We start from the raw sequence: 17,658 nt of genomic DNA on the forward strand, positions 1-17,658 counted from the left end.
TCGTTGTCTCCCGCCGTAAGGCGCCGTTCGTTCGTTGGTTGTTGATCAGGGGTTCAGGCGTAGAGCGGGTTGACCTTGTCGACATTGATGCCGTACTTCTTGATCGCTTCCACCACCTTGGCCACAGGCACGGTGCCATCTTCGCTCAGCACCTTGAGCGCGGCCACCACGATGTAGTGGCGGTTGACCTCGAAGTGCTCGCGCAGCTTGTTGCGGAAGTCGCTGCGGCCGAAGCCGTCGGTGCCCAGCACCTTGTAGTTGCGGCCCTTCGGAATGAAGGGGCGGATCTGCTCGGCGTAGGCCTTCATGTAGTCGGTCGATGCGACCACCGGGCCGGTCGATGCTGCGAGCTGCTCGGCCACGAAGGGCACGCGCGGGGTCTGGTCGGGGTGCAGCAGGTTCCAGCGGTCGGCGTCCTGGCCGTCGCGGGTCAGCTCGTTGAAGCTCGGGCAGCTCCACACGGAAGCCGACACGCCCCAGTCCTTTTCGAGCAGCTCTTGCGCAGCAAAGCTTTCGCGCAGGATCGTGCCGCTGCCCAGCAGTTGCACCGTGGGTGCCTTGGCCTTCAGCGCGGGGCCCTGCTTCGACAGGTACATGCCCTTGATGATCTGCTCTTCGGTGCCGGGCTGGAGGCCGGGCATTGCGTAGTTCTCGTTGAGCAGCGTCAGGTAGTAGTAGACGTTGTCCTGCTTCTCGACCATGCGCTTCAGGCCATGGTGCAGGATCACGCCGACTTCATGAGCGAAGGTCGGGTCGTAGCTCACGCAGTTCGGGATGGTGTTGGCCAGGATGTGGCTGTGGCCGTCTTCGTGCTGCAGGCCTTCGCCGTTCAGCGTGGTGCGCCCCGAGGTGCCGCCCAGCAGGAAGCCGCGCGCCTGCATGTCGCCGGCAGCCCATGCCAGGTCGCCGATGCGCTGGAAGCCGAACATCGAGTAGTACACGTAGAACGGCACCATGATGCGGTTGTTCGTGCTGTACGAGGTGGCGGCGGCGATCCAGCTCGACATGCCGCCGGCTTCGTTGATGCCTTCCTGCAGGATCTGGCCGGCCTTGTCTTCCTTGTAGTACATGACCTGGTCTTTATCGACCGGGGTGTACTGCTGACCGTGCGGGTTGTAGATGCCGATCTGGCGGAACAGGCCTTCCATGCCGAAGGTGCGGGCCTCGTCCACCAGGATGGGCACGACGCGCGGGCCCAGCGCCTTGTCGCGCAGCAGCTGCGTGAGGAAGCGCACGTAGGCTTGCGTGGTCGAGATCTCGCGGCCCTCGGCCGTGGGCTCCATCACTGCCTTGAAGGTATCGAGCGACGGCACCGTGAAGCTCTCGTCGGCCTTGACGCGGCGGTGCGGCAGGTAGCCGCCGAGGGCCTTGCGGCGCTCGTGCAGGTAGCGCATTTCCGGCGTGTCGTCGGCCGGCTTGTAGAACGGCAGCTCGGCGATCTGGCTGTCGGGAATCGGGATGTTGAAGCGGTCGCGGAAGGCCTTGATGTCCTCGTCGCCGAGCTTCTTGGTCTGGTGGACCGTGTTCTTGCCTTCGCCGATCTTGCCCATGCCGAAGCCCTTGACGGTCTTCACGAGCAGCACGGTCGGCTGGCCCTTGTGGTTCTGGGCGGCGTGGAAGGCGGCGTACACCTTCTGCGAATCGTGGCCGCCGCGCTGGAGGTTCCAGATCTCGTCGTCGGTCATGTGCTCGACCATCTTCAGCGTGCGCGGATCGCGGCCGAAGAAGTTCTTGCGGACGTAGGCGCCGTCGTTGGCCTTGAACGACTGGTAGTCGCCGTCGTTGCACTCCATCATGATCTTGCGCAGCGCGCCGTCATGGTCCTTCTCGAGCAGGGCGTCCCAGCCCTTGCCCCAGACCAGCTTGACGACGTTCCAGTTGGCGCCGCGGAACTCGCCCTCGAGCTCCTGGATGATCTTGCCGTTGCCTCGCACCGGGCCATCCAGGCGCTGCAGGTTGCAATTGATGACGAAGATCAGGTTGTCGAGGTTCTCGCGCGCCGCCAGGCCGATGGCGCCCAGCGATTCGACTTCGTCCATTTCACCGTCGCCGCAGAAGACCCAGACCTTGCGGTTCTCGGTGTTGGCGATGCCGCGTGCGTGCAGGTACTTGAGGAAGCGCGCCTGGTAGATCGCCATCAGCGGGCCCAGGCCCATCGACACGGTCGGGAACTGCCAGAACTCCGGCATCAGCTTGGGGTGGGGGTAGCTTGAGAGGCCCTTGCCGTCGACTTCCTGGCGGAAGTTCAGCAGTTGCTCTTCGGAGAGGCGGCCTTCGAGGTAGGCGCGGGCGTAGATGCCGGGAGAGACGTGGCCCTGGATGTAGAGCAGGTCGCCGCCGTGGTTCTCGCTCTCGGCGTGCCAGAAGTGGTTGAAGCCGGCGCCGAACATGCTGGCCAGCGAGGCGAAGGAGCCGATGTGGCCGCCCAGGTCGCCGCCTTCGGCCGGGTGGTGCCGGTTGGCCTTGACCACCATGGCCATCGCGTTCCAGCGCATGTAGGCGCGCAGGCGCTGTTCGATCTCGAGGTTGCCGGGGCTGCGGGCTTCCTGCGAGGGCTCGATGGTGTTGACGTAGCCGGTGTTGGCCGAGAACGGCATGTCGACCGTGTTCTGGCGGGCATGTTCGAGCAGCTGCTCGAGAAGGAAGTGAGCCCGCTCAGGCCCCTCGCTCTGGATGACGGAAGACAGTGCATCCATCCATTCACGGGTCTCCTGGGCGTCCGCGTCGTTAGCGGCCGAGCCGAACAGGTTCTCGGGATTTGCCGACATGCTTGTGTCTCCTTTTAGGGCTGTGGCTGTAATTTAAGTGCGCTGTGCTGCGAACGCGGCGGAGTTTCGCATAGAAACATCGCAATTTCAAATAGTGCTTTTTGATTTTTCAATATGAAATTATCGAGGCAATCCAGCCCCGGGCAGCGACCCGCACAAGGCATGGCAACACGAGGGGGCAAGCCTAGAATCCGCCCATGCCTCTCTCCTCTCCGCTGGCGGTTGCCCGCAGTGCCGTGAACGCCTCGCCGCTGTCCTGGTGGCGCAGGTGGTGGCGACGCCAGACACCGGTGCTGCAGGACGCGGTCGCCATGCTCGCGCCGATGGCGGCCGTGCTGCTGTTCCTTGCCGCCATCGTTTCCGCCTTCTGGTATCTGCGCACCGAGGAAGTCGAACGCGAGCAGGAGTCGGTGCGCCGCGACGTCGAGTACGCACAGCAGCGCATGCGCCTGCGGCTGCTGGAACGGCAGGAGCAGCTGATGCGCATCGCGCGCGACGCCTCCAACCGCGAGATCGACCCCATCGAATTCACCAGTCGCGCCGAGTCGCTGGTGAGCCAGTTCCCCGAACTGCAGACCATCACCTGGATCGACGACCGCCGCCGCTTCAAGGCCGGCTACGCTGCCCCCAGCGTGCACCCGGCGCAGCAGCACCTGATCGGCGACGTGCTGCGCCCCGGCGACATCGAGAGCAACTATGCGCTGGCCCGCGAACTGCGCCAGCCGGTGTTCTCTCAGCCCGTGGCGGGCGGCGACCCACCGGCCATGCTGCAGCTGCACATCCCCCTCTTCGACCAGGGCCTGTTCGCGGGCGTGGTGCTGGGCGAGTTCTCGGTCGACGGCCTGCTGCGCTACGGCATGCCCTCCGAGGTGCAGGCGCGCTATGCGGTGTCGCTGCTCGATGCCAAGGGGCAGGTGATCGCCGGCAACACTGCCAACCTGAAGGAAAACGGTACGCGGCTGCTGCCCTGGACCGAGCGGACCAACGAATATGAAGTGCCGGTGTCGCCGGTGGGCAATGCGCTGGTGCTGCGGGCGCAGGCGTACCGCACCTCGCAGGGCGTGGTCGGCAACGGCCTTTTCTGGCTGGTCTGCGCGCTCAGCGTGCTTACCAGCTGGATGCTGATCGGCACCTGGCGCCACACGCGGCGGCGGCTGCAGGCGCAGCAGCGGCTGGTGGCCGAGACCAACTTCCGCCGCGCGATGGAAAACTCCATGCTCACCGGCATGCGCGTGCTCGACCTGCAGGGCCGCATCACCTACGTCAACGCCGCCTTCTGCGCGATGACCGGCTGGAGCGAGGAAGAGCTGGTCGGCCAGTCTCCGCCCTTCCCCTACTGGCTCGAATCCGACCGCGAGGTGATGAACGAGCGGCTCGAAGAAGAGCTGCACGGCCGCGCCCTGCCCGGCGGCTTCCAGGTCCGGGTGAAGCGCAAGAACGGCAGCGTGTTCAACGCCCGCCTCTACGTGTCGCCGCTGATCGACGCGCGCGGCCACCAGACCGGCTGGATGACGTCGATGACCGACATCACCGAGCCCACGCGCATCCGCGAGCAGCTGTCGGCCTCCTACGAGCGCTTCACCACGGTGCTGGAAGCACTCGACGCGGCCGTGTCGGTGGCCCCCATCGGCAGCGAGGAACTGCTGTTCGCCAACAAGCTGTACCGGCTCTGGTTCGGCTCCGACACCGTGGGCCACCTCGGCATGGTCGCGCAGGCGGGCGTGCCGGCGTCGAACGCGCACGACGAGGGCCTGGACGACGTCGACCCCTACGCAGGCCTGCCGATCGACACGCTCACCGCCGCTCAGACCGCCAACAACGAGATCTTCGTGCCCCACCTCGGCAAATGGCTCGAAGTGCGCTCGCGCTACCTGACCTGGGTGGACGGCCGCCTCGCACAGCTGGTGATCGCCACCGACATCACGCCACGCCGCGACGCCGAAGAGCAGGCCGCCGCGCAGGCCGACAAGGCCCAGGCCGCCAGCCGCCTCATCACCATGGGCGAAATGGCGTCGAGCGTGGCGCACGAGCTCAACCAGCCGCTGACCGCCATCACCAACTACTGCAACGGGATGATGTCGCGCATCAAGGGGCAGACGATCGACACCGAGGCGCTGCTCGCCGCCCTCGAGAAAACCTCGAAGCAGGCCCAGCGTGCGGGCCAGATCATCCAGCGCATCCGCTCCTTCGTGAAGCGCAGCGAACCCAACCGCACGCCGGCCGACGTGGCCACCATGGTGAGCGAAGCGGTCGAGCTTGCCGGCATCGAGCTGCGCCGGCGCAACGTGCGCCTGAACCACTACGTGGCGGCGCGGCTGCCGGTGGTGCGGGTCGACCCGATCCTCATCGAGCAGGTGATGGTCAACCTGCTGAAGAACGCCGCGGAATCCATCGACCTGGCCGACCGCCCCCTGGCGCGCCGCAGCGTCGAGCTGCGCGTGCTGCCCAAGGTGATCGAGGGCCACAACGCCATCGAGTTCTCGGTGCAGGACACGGGCAAGGGCCTGGCCCCGGAGGTGATGGACCGGCTCTACGAGGCCTTCTTCTCCACCAAGCCCGAGGGCATGGGCATCGGGCTCAATTTGTGCCGCACCATCGTCGAGTCGCACCGCGGCCGGATGCAGGCAGAGAACATCTACAATGGCCCGGATGTGATCGGATGCCGTTTTTCCTTCTGGATTCCGGTGTTGGACGCTATCAGTTCCGTAGCTAGCGACGAGGCAAAGGTACCTGCATGAGTTTGATTCCGAAGAAGGGCACGGTCTATGTCGTCGACGACGACGAAGCCGTACGCGATTCGCTGCAATGGCTGCTCGAGGGCAAGGACTACAGAGTCCGCTGTTTCGATTCCGCCGAATCCTTTCTCTCCCGATACGACCCGCGCGAAGTCGCCTGTCTGATCGTCGACATCCGCATGGCGGGCATGACCGGCCTCGAACTGCAGGACCGGCTCATCGAACGGCGCTCCCCGCTGCCGATCGTGGTCATCACCGGCCACGGCGACGTGCCGATGGCGGTCGACAGCATGAAGAAGGGCGCCATGGATTTCATCCAGAAGCCCTTCAACGACGAGGAACTCGTCACGCTGGTCGAGCGCATGCTCGAACACGCACGCGGCGCCTTCACGCAGCACCAGCAATCGGCCAGCCGCGACGCGCTGCTGTCCAAGCTCACGGGCCGCGAGGCACAGGTGCTCGAACGCATCGTCGCCGGCCGCCTGAACAAGCAGATCGCCGACGACCTGGGCATCAGCATCAAGACGGTCGAGGCGCACCGCGCCAACATCATGGAAAAGCTCAACGCCAATACCGTGGCCGATCTGCTCAAGATCGCGCTGGGGCAGGCGGCGCCAGCGGCCAAGGCCTAGAAACAGCTATCCGCCCGATAGCGACGTATGACCCCCACGCCTGCGCAAGCGGGCGTTTTTACTTGGAAAATCGAAACCGATGACCGCCCAACTGATCGACGGCAACGCCCTCGCCAAAACCATTCGCGCCGAAGTTGCCGGTCGCACCGCCGCACTCAAGGCCAAAGGCGTGAACCCGGCCCTTTCCATCATCCTCGTGGGCGAAGACCCGGCCAGCCAGGTCTACACGAAGCACAAGGTCAACGACAGCGCCCAGACCGGCCTGGATGCCACGCTCGAGACCTACCCTGCAGACATGAGCGAGGCCGACCTGCTGGCCCGCATCCGCACGCTCAACGACGACCCGAAGGTGCACGGCATCCTGGTGCAGCTGCCGCTGCCCAGGCACATGGACAGCCAGAAGGTCATCGAGGCCATCTCGCCCGCCAAGGACGTCGACGGCTTCCACGTCGCCAGCGCCGGCGCGCTGATGACCGGCGCCCCCGGCTTCTGGCCCTGCACGCCGCACGGCTGCATGAAGATGCTCGAATCCATCGGCTACGACCTGCGCGGCAAGCATGCCGTGGTCATCGGCCGCAGCAACATCGTCGGCAAGCCGATGGCCATGATGCTGCTCGCCAAGAGCGCCACCGTGACGATCTGCCACAGCGCCACCAAGGACCTGGGCGCCATCACGCGCCAGGCCGACGTCATCGTCGCTGCGGTGGGCAAGCTCGACCTGCTGACAGCCGACATGGTCAAGCCCGGCGCGGTCGTCATCGACGTGGGCATGAACCGCAAGCCCGACGGCAAGCTCGCCGGCGACGTCGACTTCGACGGCGTGAAGGAAGTGGCCGGCTGGATCACGCCCGTGCCCGGCGGCGTCGGCCCGATGACGCGCGCCATGCTGCTGGTCAACACCCTTGAAGCGGCCGAGCGCGCCGCAACATGAGAACCACCCCGTTGCGTGCTCACTTCGTGTAGCCGCCTCCCCCTCAAGGGGCGCCACCGGCGGCCCGGCGAGGCCGGTTCCGCGGTGGCTCTCGCAATGGTCTCGTCAGCTCGAACAGGATTTTCCAATGACCAACCCGCTTCTCGATTTCACCGATCTCCCGCTGTTCGACCGAGTCAAGCCCGAACATGTCGCACCTGCCGTCGACGCTTTGCTGGCCGACGCCGAGTCCGCGCTGCAGGCCGTGACCGCGCCCGACTTTCCTGCTGACTGGAACGCGATCTCCAAGGTGCTGGACGTGGCGTCCGAGCGTTTCAGCCGTGCCTGGGGCGCCGTAGGCCATCTCAACGCCGTGGCCGACACGCCCGAGCTGCGCGCCGCCTACAACGAGGCCATGCCGCGCGTCACCGCCTTCTGGACCCGCCTGGGCTCCGACGAGCGGCTGTACGCCAAGTACAAGGCCATCGACGTCGCCACGCTCAACGCCGAGCAGCGCCAGGCGCACAGCAATGCCGTGCGCAACTTCATGCTGGGCGGCGCCGAGTTGCAGGGCGAAGCCAAGAAGCGCTTCGCCGACATCCAGGAGCGCCTGGCCGAGCTGAGCCAGAAATTCAGCGAGAACGCACTCGACGCGACCGACGCCTTCGCCTTCTTCGCCACCTTAGGCGAACTCGAAGGCGTGCCCGAGGACGTGGTGAGCGCCGCGCGCGCGGCCGCCGAAGCCGACGGCAAGGAAGGCTACAAGCTCACGCTGAAGATGCCGTGCTACCTGCCGGTGATGCAGTTCGCAAAGAGCAGCGCGCTGCGCGAGAAGCTCTACCGCGCCTACGTCACGCGGGCCAGCGAGTTCGGCGATGCGGCCTTCGACAACACCTCCCTCATCACCGAAATCCTCGCGCTTCGCGAGGAAGAAGCCGGGCTGCTGGGCTACCGGAACTACGGCGAGCTGTCGGTCGTGCCGAAGATGGCCGAGTCGCCCGAGCAGGTGGTGAAGTTCCTGCGCGACCTCGCGGCCAAGGCCAGGCCCTACGGCGAGCGCGACCTTGCCGACCTGCGCGTCTTCGCCGCCGAACAGCTGAGCATCAACGATCCGCAGCCCTGGGACTGGAGCTACATCGGCGAGAAGCTCAAGGAAGCGCGCTACGCCTTCAGCGAGCAGGAGGTGAAGCAGTACTTCCCGGCGCCGAAGGTCATGGCCGGGCTGTTCAAGATCGTCGAGACGCTCTTCGAAGTGTCGATCCGCCGCGATTCGGCGCCCACCTGGCATCCGAGCGTCGAGTTCTACCGCATCGAGCGGGCCGGCCAGAAGGTCGGCCAGTTCTACCTCGACCCCTCCGCCCGCGCCGCCAAGCGCGGCGGCGCCTGGATGGACGACGTGCGCGCCCGCTGGCTGCGCCCCGACACGGGCTTGCTGCAGACGCCCGTCGCGCAACTGGTATGCAACTTCGCCAGCGGCGTGGACGGCAAGCCGCCGCTGCTCACGCACGACGACGTGACCACCCTCTTCCACGAGTTCGGCCACGGCCTGCACCACATGCTCACGCAGGTGAACGAGCGCGACGTCTCGGGCATCAGCGGCGTCGAGTGGGACGCGGTCGAGCTTCCCAGCCAGTTCATGGAGAACTTCTGCTGGGAGTGGGACGTGCTCAAGCACATGACGGCCCACGTCGACACCGGCGAGCCGCTGCCGCGCGCCCTCTTCGACAAGATGACCGCCGCGAAGAACTTCCAGAGCGGCATGCAGACGCTGCGCCAGATCGAGTTCTCGCTGTTCGACATGCTGCTGCACACCGAATACCACGCCGCGACCGCCAAGCCCGGCGACGTGATGGCGCTGCTGGGGCGCGTACGCGACGAGGTGGCCGTGATGCCTTCTCCGCCCTTCAGCCGCACGCCGAATACTTTCAGCCACATCTTCGCGGGCGGCTATGCGGCCGGCTACTACAGCTACAAGTGGGCCGAGGTGCTGAGCGCCGACGCCTACGCGGCCTTCGAGGAAACCATCGGTGCCGACGGCGAGCCGAACATCGAGACCGGCCGCAAGTACCGCCAGGCCATCCTGGAGGCCGGCGGCAGCCGCAGCGCAATGGATTCGTTCAAGGCCTTCCGCGGCCGCGAGCCCCAGCTTGATGCGCTGCTGCGACACCAGGGCATGGCCGAGCCCCGGCCCGCTTGATGCATCGCTGAAGCTTGCGATACTCGGGCGATGCATACGATTTACAAAATCTCACCATTGCATCGTCTGACCGGCCTTGCCCTCGTGCTCGTTGCCGCAGGCGCGATGGCGCAACCCATCTACCGCCAGGTGGACAAGAACGGCAAGGTCACTTTCTCCGACCGCGCCCCGAGCGCGAGCACTGAGCCAACGTCGGCGGGCCAGCAAGGCGCAGCGGCCCCTTCCAGCGCCAACACCGCCGGCCTGCCGTATGAATTGCGCCAGGTGGCGCAGCGCTATCCCGTCACCCTCTACAGCGGGGACGAATGCGGCCCCTGCGGGGCGGCGCGCACGCTGCTCACGACGCGCGGCATTCCGTTCGAGGAACGTACTGTCAAGAGCAACGCAGACATCGAAGCCCTGCAGCGCCTGAGCAGCCAGAATGCGCTGCCGCTGCTGACCATCGGTTCGCAGCAGCTCAAGGGCTTCTCGGACGTGGAATGGTCGCAGTACCTCGACGCGGCCGGCTACCCCAAGAGCAACAGTCTGCCAGCGGGATATCGCAACGGCCCGGTGCGGCCGCTGGTCGCGCAGCAGGCGGCGCCCGCGCCCCGAGCCGCTGCGGCGCCGGCACCGGCCGCTCAACCCGCGCCGCCGCCCGCTTCGAGCGAGCCGACGCCGAGCAACCCCGCCGGCATCAAGTTCTGAGCCTGGCGCTCAGGCGCCGAACTCCATCGTCTTCACACCGGTCGTGGTGCCCAGCAGGCACACGTCGGCCTTCTGGTGCGCGAAGACGCCGACCGTCACCACGCCGGGCCATTGGCTCACCGTCGACTCGAAAGCCAGCGGGTCGGTGATGCGCAGCCCCGTCACGTCGACGATGTGCTGGCCGTTGTCGGTGACCAGCGGCAGGCCGTCCTTCTCGCGAACCTGGGCGATGCCGCCCATGGCTTCGAACTGGCGCATCACGCGGCGCGCGGCCATCGGGATCACTTCCACCGGCAGCGGGAACGCGCCCAGCACGTCCACCAACTTGGACTCGTCGGCGATGCAGACGAACTTGCGCGACTGCGCCGCGACGATCTTCTCGCGCGTGAGTGCGGCGCCGCCGCCCTTGACCATGAAGCCTCGATGATCGATCTCGTCGKCGCCGTCGATGTAGACCGACAGTTCCTCCACCTCGTTGCTGTCGAACACCGGGATGCCCAGCGCGCGCAGGCGCTCGGTGGAAGCGACGGAGCTCGAGACGGCGCCCTTGATCTCGTCCTTGATCGTGGCCAGCGCGTCGATGAACTTGTTCACCGTCGATCCGGTGCCGACGCCGACGATTTCGCCCTTGACCACGTAGGCCAGCGCGGCGCGGCCGACCTGGGCCTTGAGTTCGTCCTGGGAAAGCGGTTTGGAGGGGGTTGGGGAGGCGGGTGCGGTCATCACGGACAATCCTTGGCTCATTGAAGCCCCGAATTATCCGATGCCCCTGCTGATGCCCTCCTCGCTCTACGGCCTGGCCCGCCCCTTCCTGTTCGGCTTCGACCCCGAGCACGCCCATGAAATCACGCTGGAAGGGCTGGCGCGCACCCAGAACACGCCCCTGGCCTGCGCCTACTCGGCGCCACGCATCGACGACCCGGTCCAACTCGCCGGCCTGACCTTTCCCAACCGCGTGGGCCTGGCGGCCGGCCTGGACAAGAACGCCCGCTGCATCGACGCTTTTTCCGCCATGGGCTTCGGCTTCGTCGAGGTCGGCACTGTGACGCCGAAGGCCCAGCCGGGCAACCCGAAGCCGCGCATGTTCCGCCTGCCCCAGCGCGACGCGCTGATCAACCGGCTCGGCTTCAACAACGAGGGGCTGGACGCCTTCCTGGCCAACGTGCAGAAGGCGCGCTTCCGCAAGAACGGCAGCGGCGCGAAGTCGCCGATGCTGCTGGGCCTCAACATCGGCAAGAACGCCGCCACGCCCATCGAGCGCGCGGTGGACGACTACCTGGCCTGCCTCGACGGCGTGTACCCGCATGCCGACTACGTGACGATCAACATCTCCAGCCCCAACACCGCCAACCTGCGCTCACTGCAGAGCGACGAAGCGCTCGACGCACTGCTCGGCGCGGTTGCCGAGCGGCGCGAAACCCTGACCACGCGCCACGGCGGCAAGCGCTCGCCACTCTTCGTGAAGATCGCGCCCGACCTCGACGAAGCCCAGGTCGCGGTGATCGCCGCCACACTCAAGCGCCACGGCATGGACGGTGTGATCGCCACCAACACCACGCTGGCGCGCGACGCGGTCAAGGGGCTGCCTCATGCGGAGGAAGCGGGGGGCCTTTCGGGCGCGCCGGTGCGCGAGGCCAGCAACCGCGTGGTCGCGCAGCTGCGCGCGGCGCTGGGCACGGGCTTTCCGATCATCGGCGTGGGCGGGATCCTCAGCGGCGCCGATGCCAGAGCGAAGATTGCAGCGGGTGCGGACGTGGTGCAGATCTACACCGGCCTCATCTATCGCGGCCCGGCCCTCGTCCGCGAAGCAGCCCAGACGCTGCTGCGCGATCGCGGCAGCAAGGCCTGAGCGCCTTTTCCCTTCAGTCTCTCAGCGCATGCGCCAGAGCACTGGCGCAATGACTGCCGCCCAGCGCAGCAGGCGCTTCGGCCGGATCACCACCACGGCAGCCGCCGCGACTACGCCCGCGGCCACCGGATGCGCACGCGCGATGCGCAGCGCCGCGGCAGCAGCCGACTCGTTGGGCGGCGGGGCATCCGCCTCGGGCGCGGGCTGAGTCTCGCGGCCACCCTGCATCGTCGCGATGCGCTGGCGCTGGATTTCCATGCGCGCCAGCAGTTCTTCGCGCGTGACCGGACGGCGGACGCGGTGCGGTGCTTCCTCGTCTTCACCCGGACCCTTGCCAAGGCCAAAACGCTCCTGGGCCCAGGCCCAATCGCGCTCGAACTCCTGACGCGCGGGGACGAAGCTGTTGGACGCGTTGCGCAAGGTCAGCAGCAGTCCAATGATTGCCGCCAGCCAGAGCACGATCCATACGCCAGCCACCGACCATGCGGCGGTGACGCGGTGCGGCGTGTCCCAGAAATTGACCACCACCGCCACGGACAGCAGGGCCACCGTGACCGTGGTCAGCCCCAGCACGGCCAACCCGAGAAGGAGCATCAGCTTGAGCCGCTGCTTCTCGTCCTCCCAGGCCATGCGCAGCAGTTGCACCCGGTCCTCCGCCGCCAGGGCGCCTTCGGCCGCGGCGATGCGCAGCCGACGGATGCGGGCATTCAGCCCGAACAGGGAGAGCAGCCTCATTGGCTGGCCTCTGTCATGCCCGGGTGAACGATGATGCTGCTGCCGTGCCCTACGAGATCAGCGGCGGCCAAGCAGCAGGCCCACCAGCACACCGACGGCCAATGCGGCACCGGCGATCTGCCATGGTTCGTCGTGGGCGTAGGCGTTGGCGGAGCTGGCCGCTTCGCGGGCCTTCTTGGCGGCGAGCTTGCTCTTCTCGGCCGCGAGTTCGCGTGCGATGGCCAGCTTGGTGTCGATGCGCTGGCGCAGCGCCTTGATGTGGGGAACCGAATCCAGGTCCTTGCTTGCCAGCACGCCACGCACGTCGCTTGCAATGTCTTCGGCTGCTGCTTCAAGATTTTGGGATGCACTCATTGGAAACTTTCCTCCGTGATGACACCGGCACCGCGCCGGCGGCTTCGCGCCAGCAAGTGGCGTGCTGTCATGTTACAGGCTCAAAAGACCCTCAGGCGCTACAGATGTGCAGACTTTGACGCGAGATGCCACTTCCTGCCATCCAAACCAGCCTCAACCACCCGCCAGCAGGGCAGCCACATGGCGCCCGATGGCCAGACTGCTGGTGAGGCCCGGCGATTCGATGCCGAAGAGATTCACCAGCCCCGGCACGCCGTGCGATGCGGGCCCGTCGATCATGAAGTCGGCCGCCGGCTCACCGGGTCCCGAGATCTTGGGCCGCATGCCCGCATAGCCAGGGATCAGCGTCCCATCGGGCAGCGCCGGCCAGTATTTGCGCACCTCGGCGTAGAAACCCTCGCCGCGCGAGGGGTCCACCACCAGGTCGTCTGGCGAGGAAACCCACTGCACGTCGGGTCCGAACTTGGCCTGGCCGCCCAGGTCGATCGTGAGATGCACGCCCAGCCCGCCAGGCTCGGGCACCGGGTAGACAAGTCGGCTGAACGGCGCACGTCCCGACAAGGTGAAGTAGTTGCCCTTGGCGAAGTATTCCTTCGGCACCGAGGATGGCGGCAGGCCCTCGAAGTGCCGGGCCAGCGCGGGAGCCCCGAGGCCCGCGGCATTGACCACGCTGCGGCAGCGCAGCGCGGTGCCGTCTTCCGCCGTCAGCACGATCGCGCCCCCGGCACACTCGGCGCGCGTGACCGGAGATTTCAGCGCCAGCATGCCGCCAGCGTTCTCCAGATCGCCAAGCAGGCTGAGCATGAGTGCGTGGCTGTCGACGATGCCGGTGCTCGGCGAATGCAGCGCCGCCACGCACTGCAGTTGCGGCTCCATGGCAATGGCCTGCTTCCCCGTGAGCAGAACGAGATCGTCCACGCCGTTGGCGGCCGCTTTCTTCCGGATGGCCTCGAGCTGGCCGGCCTGTTCGGGCGACGTCGCCACGATGAGCTTGCCGCAGCGCTGGTGCGGCACGCCTCGTTCGGCCGCGTAGGCATACAGCATCTGCTTGCCTTCGACGCAGAGCTTCGCCTTGAGCGAACCCTGCGGGTAGTAGATGCCGGCATGAATGACCTCGCTGTTGCGCGAACTCGTTCCCGTGCCGATGGCACCTTCGGATTCGAGTACCAGCACCTCCCGGCCCGCAAGCGCCAAGGCGCGCGCGACAGCCAGCCCCACAACACCGCCGCCGATGACGGCGCAATCTATTTCGTCCATCGCACGAGCTTAGCGCGGCTCGCGACGGGAACGTCGCGCCAGCGGCTCAGAGCACTGACGGGGGCGGTTCGGGATCGGTCGGCTCGTCGGGCAGCTTCCCGGGCCCTTCGTCGGGCTCGACGGGCAGGTCCGGTGCAACGGGCGGTGGAATGTCGGGATGAGTGCCCATGGCAGCGCTCCTTTCACTCAGGTTCTAGGTCGCTGGAGCGAAAAAATCGACAGCACTCGGCTGCACTTGCCGTCGGTGCGGGCCGACAACTGCGGCGACCTGTTCGGCACCACGAAGTAGACAAAGACGAGAAGAGAAAACGAAGACGGGCTGAAGGCAAGCCCGGCGCACAAAACAAAAAAGCGACCTGGAGATCCAGGTCGCTTTTTGATTTGGTGGGCGGTGGAGGCTTCGAACCTCCGACCCCAGCAGTGTGAATGCTGTGCTCTACCCCTGAGCTAACCGCCCTGAGCACTGCTGTTTATCTGCAGCGCCTTGAAAACGTATCGCATTCTGCGAAGCCTCAGATTATGCCATAGCTTTTCAGCCGCTTTCAAGAAACTCAGACGTTTTCTCGAAACAGCGTCCGGCCGCCACTCGATTTATCGAGTTGGGCCAGCACGGCCTCGTGCGCGGTCAGCTCGTGCTCGGCCGCCATGATCACCGGCAGCTCGAACTGGCTGAGGTCGACGGCCACCACGGTCGTGCCCTGCACTGGCTCGGCAGCGGCCACATCGATGAGCAGCGCGTCCTGCCCACGGGTGAGGTTGATGTAGACGTCGGCGAGTAACTGCGCGTCGAGCTTGGCGCCGTGGAAGGTGCGGTTCGAGCGGTCGACGCCGAAGCGGTCGCACAGCGCGTCGAGCGAATTGCGCTTGCCCGGGTACACCTGCTTGGCCATGGCCAGCGTGTCGGTCACTTCGCTCACGAAGGTGCGCAGCGGCGGCAGGCCGGCGCGCTCGAATTCCTTGTTGAGGAAGCCGACGTCGAAGGCCGCGTTGTGAATGATCAGCTCGGCGTCGCGCAGGTATTCGACGATGTCGTTGGCCAACGTGCCGAACTTGGGCTTGTCGCGCAGGAAGTCGGTCGTCAGGCCGTGGACCTTGAGCGCGTCCTCGTGGCTCTCGCGCTCGGGGTTGAAGTAGATGTGCAGGTCGTTGCCGGTGAGCTTGCGGTTGAACAGCTCCACGCAGCCGAGCTCGATGACCCGGTCGCCATTCTCGGCCGAGAGACCTGTGGTTTCGGTGTCGAGGACGATCTGGCGGCTCATCGAAGTACCTCCGTGCTTCGCACTGCTGTACAAGCTTGCTTGGGGCGGCCCGGCGCTGCGCTCATCAGTGGTTTTCCTTGGCGTGGTTGATCGAGTACTTGGGAATCTCGATCGTCACATTCTCCTGCGCCAGGATCGCCTGGCAGCTCAGGCGCGATTGCGGCTCCAGGCCCCAGGCGCGGTCGAGCAGGTCTTCCTCGCCCTCTTCCGCCTCGTTCAGCGAATTGAAGCCCTCGCGCACGATCACGTGGCAGGTGGTGCAGGCGCAGCTCATCTCGCAGGCATGCTCGATGTCGATGTGGTTGTCGAGCAGCGCCTCGCAGATCGAGGTGCCGGCGGGCGCGGTGATTTCTGCGCCTTCGGGGCAGTACTCGGGATGCGGGTAGATCTTGATCGTGGGCATGCTGTTGTTCTAGAGGGATTCGACCTTGCGCCCGGCAAGTGCGCGCGCGATGCCCGCGTTCATGCGCTGTGCGGCGAAGGCCTCGGTGTCGTCGGCCAGCTTCTTGGTGGCGGCTTCGATCGCCGCCGCTTCGCTGCTGCTCCTGGCAGCTTCGCGCAGCTGCGCCATCGATGCGTCGATGGCGGCGCGCTCTTCGTCGTTCAGCAGGTCGCCGTCGGCATCGAGCGCGCTCTGCGTGGCCAGCAGCATGCGATCGGCATCGACGCGCGCCTCGACCAGCGCACGGGCCTGCATGTCCTGCTGCGCGGTGGAGAAGCTCTCCTGCAACATGGTCGCGATCTGGTCGTCCGACAGGCCGTACGAGGGTTTGACCGCCACGCTCGCCTCGACGCCGCTGCCCTGTTCCTTTGCGCTCACGCTCAGCAGGCCGTCTGCGTCGACGGTGAAGGTCACGCGGATGCGCGCCGCGCCGGCCGCCATCGGCGGAATGCCGCGCAGCGTGAAGCGCGCGAGGCTGCGGCAGTCGGAGACGAGGTCGCGCTCGCCCTGCACCACGTGCAGCGCCAGCGCGGTCTGGCCGTCCTGGTAGGTCGTGAAGTCCTGCGCCATGGCGGTCGGGATGGTCTGGTTGCGCGGCACGATGCGCTCGACGAGGCCGCCCATGGTCTCGATGCCGAGCGACAGCGGGATCACGTCGAGCAGCAGCAGCTCGCCCGCGCCGTTGTTGCCGGCGAGCTGATTCGCCTGGATGGCGGCGCCCAGCGCCACGACTTCATCGGGATTCAGGTTGACCAGCGGCTCGCGGCCGAAGAAATCGGCCACCGCGCGGCGGACTTGCGGCATGCGGGTGGAGCCGCCCACGAGAACGATGCCCTGCAGCTCGTCGGCCTTGAGCTTCGCGTCGCGCAGTGCCTTGCGCACGGCGGCGATGGTCCGCTCGGTGAGCGGCTGGGTCACGGCGTGGAACTGCTCGCGCGTCAGGTCGAACGAAACTGTCTTGCCTGCAACCTCGGCCTTGAACACGACCGCCGCCGAATCGGTCAGGGCTTCCTTCGCGGCACGGGCGGCCACGAGCAACGCGGCCTTGTCGGCATCGCTGCCGGCCCGCAGGTCTGTCTGCGCGAGCACGAAGTCGGCCAGCGCGTGGTCGTAGTCGTCGCCGCCGAGGGCCGAATCGCCGCCGGTCGCGATGACTTCGAACACGCCCTGCGTGAGCCGCAGGATGGAGATGTCGAAAGTGCCGCCGCCCAGGTCGTAGACCGCATAGACGCCTTCGCTCGCGTTGTCGAGGCCGTAGGCGATGGCGGCAGCCGTGGGTTCGCTGATCAGTCGCAGCACGTTGAGGCCGGCGAGCTGCGCGGCGTCCTTGGTCGCCTGGCGCTGGCCTTCGTCGAAGTACGCGGGCACGGTGATGACGGCGCCGTAAAGCTCGTCGTCGAAGGTGTCCTCGGCGCGGAAGCGCAGTGTGGCGAGGATCTCGGCGCTGATCTCGACCGGCGACTTCTCGCCCGCCAGCGTCTGTACCTTGACCATGCCGCCGTCGCCGCTGCCGATGCGGTACGACATCGACTCGCGGTTCGCGATGTCGGCCAGGCCGCGGCCCATGAGGCGCTTCACCGAGGTGATAGTGTTGGCCGGGTCCTGCGCGCGAGCGGCCAGCGCGTCGAAGCCGATCTGGCGGCGGTCGCCCTCGAGGTAGCGCACGGCCGAAGGCAGCAGCAGGCGGCCCTGGTCGTCGGGCAGGCATTCGGCCACGCCGTTGCGCACCGAGGCCACCAGCGAATGCGTGGTGCCGAGGTCGATGCCCACGGCAATGCGGCGCTGATGCGGGTCGGGCGCCTGGCCGGGTTCTGAAATCTGGAGGAGAGCCAT

At 66.6% G+C, this 17,658-nt stretch carries 14 protein-coding genes and 1 tRNA gene; 6 read left to right on the plus strand and 9 right to left on the minus strand.

Going from position 1 to position 17,658, the window contains the following annotated elements; translation table 11 throughout:
• Positions 1 to 53 precede the first annotated feature (53 nt).
• Positions 54 to 2,768 (minus strand): pyruvate dehydrogenase (acetyl-transferring), homodimeric type, encoded by a 2,715-nt coding sequence (gene aceE / locus QMO14_RS18635; RefSeq protein ID WP_301508926.1) that lies wholly within the window; start codon positions 2,766 to 2,768, stop codon positions 54 to 56.
• 197 nt (positions 2,769 to 2,965) lie between these two features.
• Here aceE and QMO14_RS18640 point away from each other — a divergent pair, with 197 nt between their 5' ends.
• From QMO14_RS18640 to QMO14_RS18660, 5 genes are all read left to right on the plus strand, one after another.
• Positions 2,966 to 5,506 (plus strand): PAS domain S-box protein, encoded by a 2,541-nt coding sequence (locus QMO14_RS18640; protein ID WP_301508927.1) that lies wholly within the window; start codon positions 2,966 to 2,968, stop codon positions 5,504 to 5,506.
• Positions 5,503 to 6,135 (plus strand): response regulator transcription factor, encoded by a 633-nt coding sequence (locus QMO14_RS18645; RefSeq protein WP_012747279.1) that lies wholly within the window; start codon positions 5,503 to 5,505, stop codon positions 6,133 to 6,135. Before QMO14_RS18640 ends, QMO14_RS18645 begins: the two co-directional genes overlap by 4 nt.
• A gap of 79 nt (positions 6,136 to 6,214) precedes the next feature.
• Entirely contained in the window at positions 6,215 to 7,066 is an 852-nt protein-coding gene (gene folD, locus QMO14_RS18650; RefSeq protein ID WP_301508930.1) for a bifunctional methylenetetrahydrofolate dehydrogenase/methenyltetrahydrofolate cyclohydrolase FolD, read from the plus strand.
• Between the two features lie 127 nt (positions 7,067 to 7,193).
• Entirely contained in the window at positions 7,194 to 9,242 is a 2,049-nt protein-coding gene (locus QMO14_RS18655; RefSeq protein WP_301508931.1) for a M3 family metallopeptidase, read from the plus strand.
• A 30-nt stretch (positions 9,243 to 9,272) separates the two neighbouring features.
• Positions 9,273 to 9,929: a glutaredoxin family protein gene (locus QMO14_RS18660; protein WP_301508933.1), complete on the plus strand. Its 657-nt coding sequence runs from the start codon at positions 9,273 to 9,275 to the stop codon at positions 9,927 to 9,929.
• A 9-nt stretch (positions 9,930 to 9,938) separates the two neighbouring features.
• On the opposite strand, the gene rpiA is transcribed toward QMO14_RS18660, so the two are convergent.
• Positions 9,939 to 10,652: a ribose-5-phosphate isomerase RpiA gene (rpiA, locus tag QMO14_RS18665; RefSeq protein ID WP_301508934.1), complete on the minus strand. Its 714-nt coding sequence runs from the start codon at positions 10,650 to 10,652 to the stop codon at positions 9,939 to 9,941.
• 40 nt (positions 10,653 to 10,692) lie between these two features.
• Here rpiA and QMO14_RS18670 point away from each other — a divergent pair, with 40 nt between their 5' ends.
• Positions 10,693 to 11,778: a quinone-dependent dihydroorotate dehydrogenase gene (locus QMO14_RS18670; RefSeq protein WP_301508935.1), complete on the plus strand. Its 1,086-nt coding sequence runs from the start codon at positions 10,693 to 10,695 to the stop codon at positions 11,776 to 11,778.
• A gap of 21 nt (positions 11,779 to 11,799) precedes the next feature.
• On the opposite strand, the gene QMO14_RS18675 is transcribed toward QMO14_RS18670, so the two are convergent.
• From QMO14_RS18675 to hscA, 7 genes are all read right to left on the minus strand, one after another.
• Positions 11,800 to 12,513, minus strand: coding sequence for a phage holin family protein (locus QMO14_RS18675; RefSeq protein ID WP_301508936.1), 714 nt, complete (start codon positions 12,511 to 12,513; stop codon positions 11,800 to 11,802).
• 57 nt (positions 12,514 to 12,570) lie between these two features.
• Positions 12,571 to 12,867, minus strand: a complete 297-nt coding sequence (locus tag QMO14_RS18680) for a DUF883 family protein (RefSeq protein WP_125949733.1) — start codon at positions 12,865 to 12,867, stop codon at positions 12,571 to 12,573.
• A 153-nt stretch (positions 12,868 to 13,020) separates the two neighbouring features.
• The gene (locus tag QMO14_RS18685) at positions 13,021 to 14,124 is read right to left on the minus strand and encodes an NAD(P)/FAD-dependent oxidoreductase (RefSeq protein ID WP_301508937.1); all 1,104 of its coding nucleotides are present in this window, start codon (positions 14,122 to 14,124) and stop codon (positions 13,021 to 13,023) included.
• Between the two features lie 382 nt (positions 14,125 to 14,506).
• A tRNA-Val gene (locus QMO14_RS18690) sits at positions 14,507 to 14,581 on the minus strand.
• A gap of 94 nt (positions 14,582 to 14,675) precedes the next feature.
• Positions 14,676 to 15,383, minus strand: coding sequence for a DNA polymerase III subunit epsilon (gene dnaQ, locus QMO14_RS18695; RefSeq protein WP_301508938.1), 708 nt, complete (start codon positions 15,381 to 15,383; stop codon positions 14,676 to 14,678).
• A gap of 64 nt (positions 15,384 to 15,447) precedes the next feature.
• Positions 15,448 to 15,786, minus strand: coding sequence for an ISC system 2Fe-2S type ferredoxin (fdx, locus tag QMO14_RS18700; protein ID WP_019653159.1), 339 nt, complete (start codon positions 15,784 to 15,786; stop codon positions 15,448 to 15,450).
• A gap of 9 nt (positions 15,787 to 15,795) precedes the next feature.
• Positions 15,796 to 17,658: a Fe-S protein assembly chaperone HscA gene (gene hscA, locus QMO14_RS18705; RefSeq protein WP_301508939.1), complete on the minus strand. Its 1,863-nt coding sequence runs from the start codon at positions 17,656 to 17,658 to the stop codon at positions 15,796 to 15,798.

It is taken from the genome of Variovorax sp. CAN15 (assembly GCF_030462475.1).
GTDB lineage: Bacteria > Pseudomonadota > Gammaproteobacteria > Burkholderiales > Burkholderiaceae_C > Variovorax.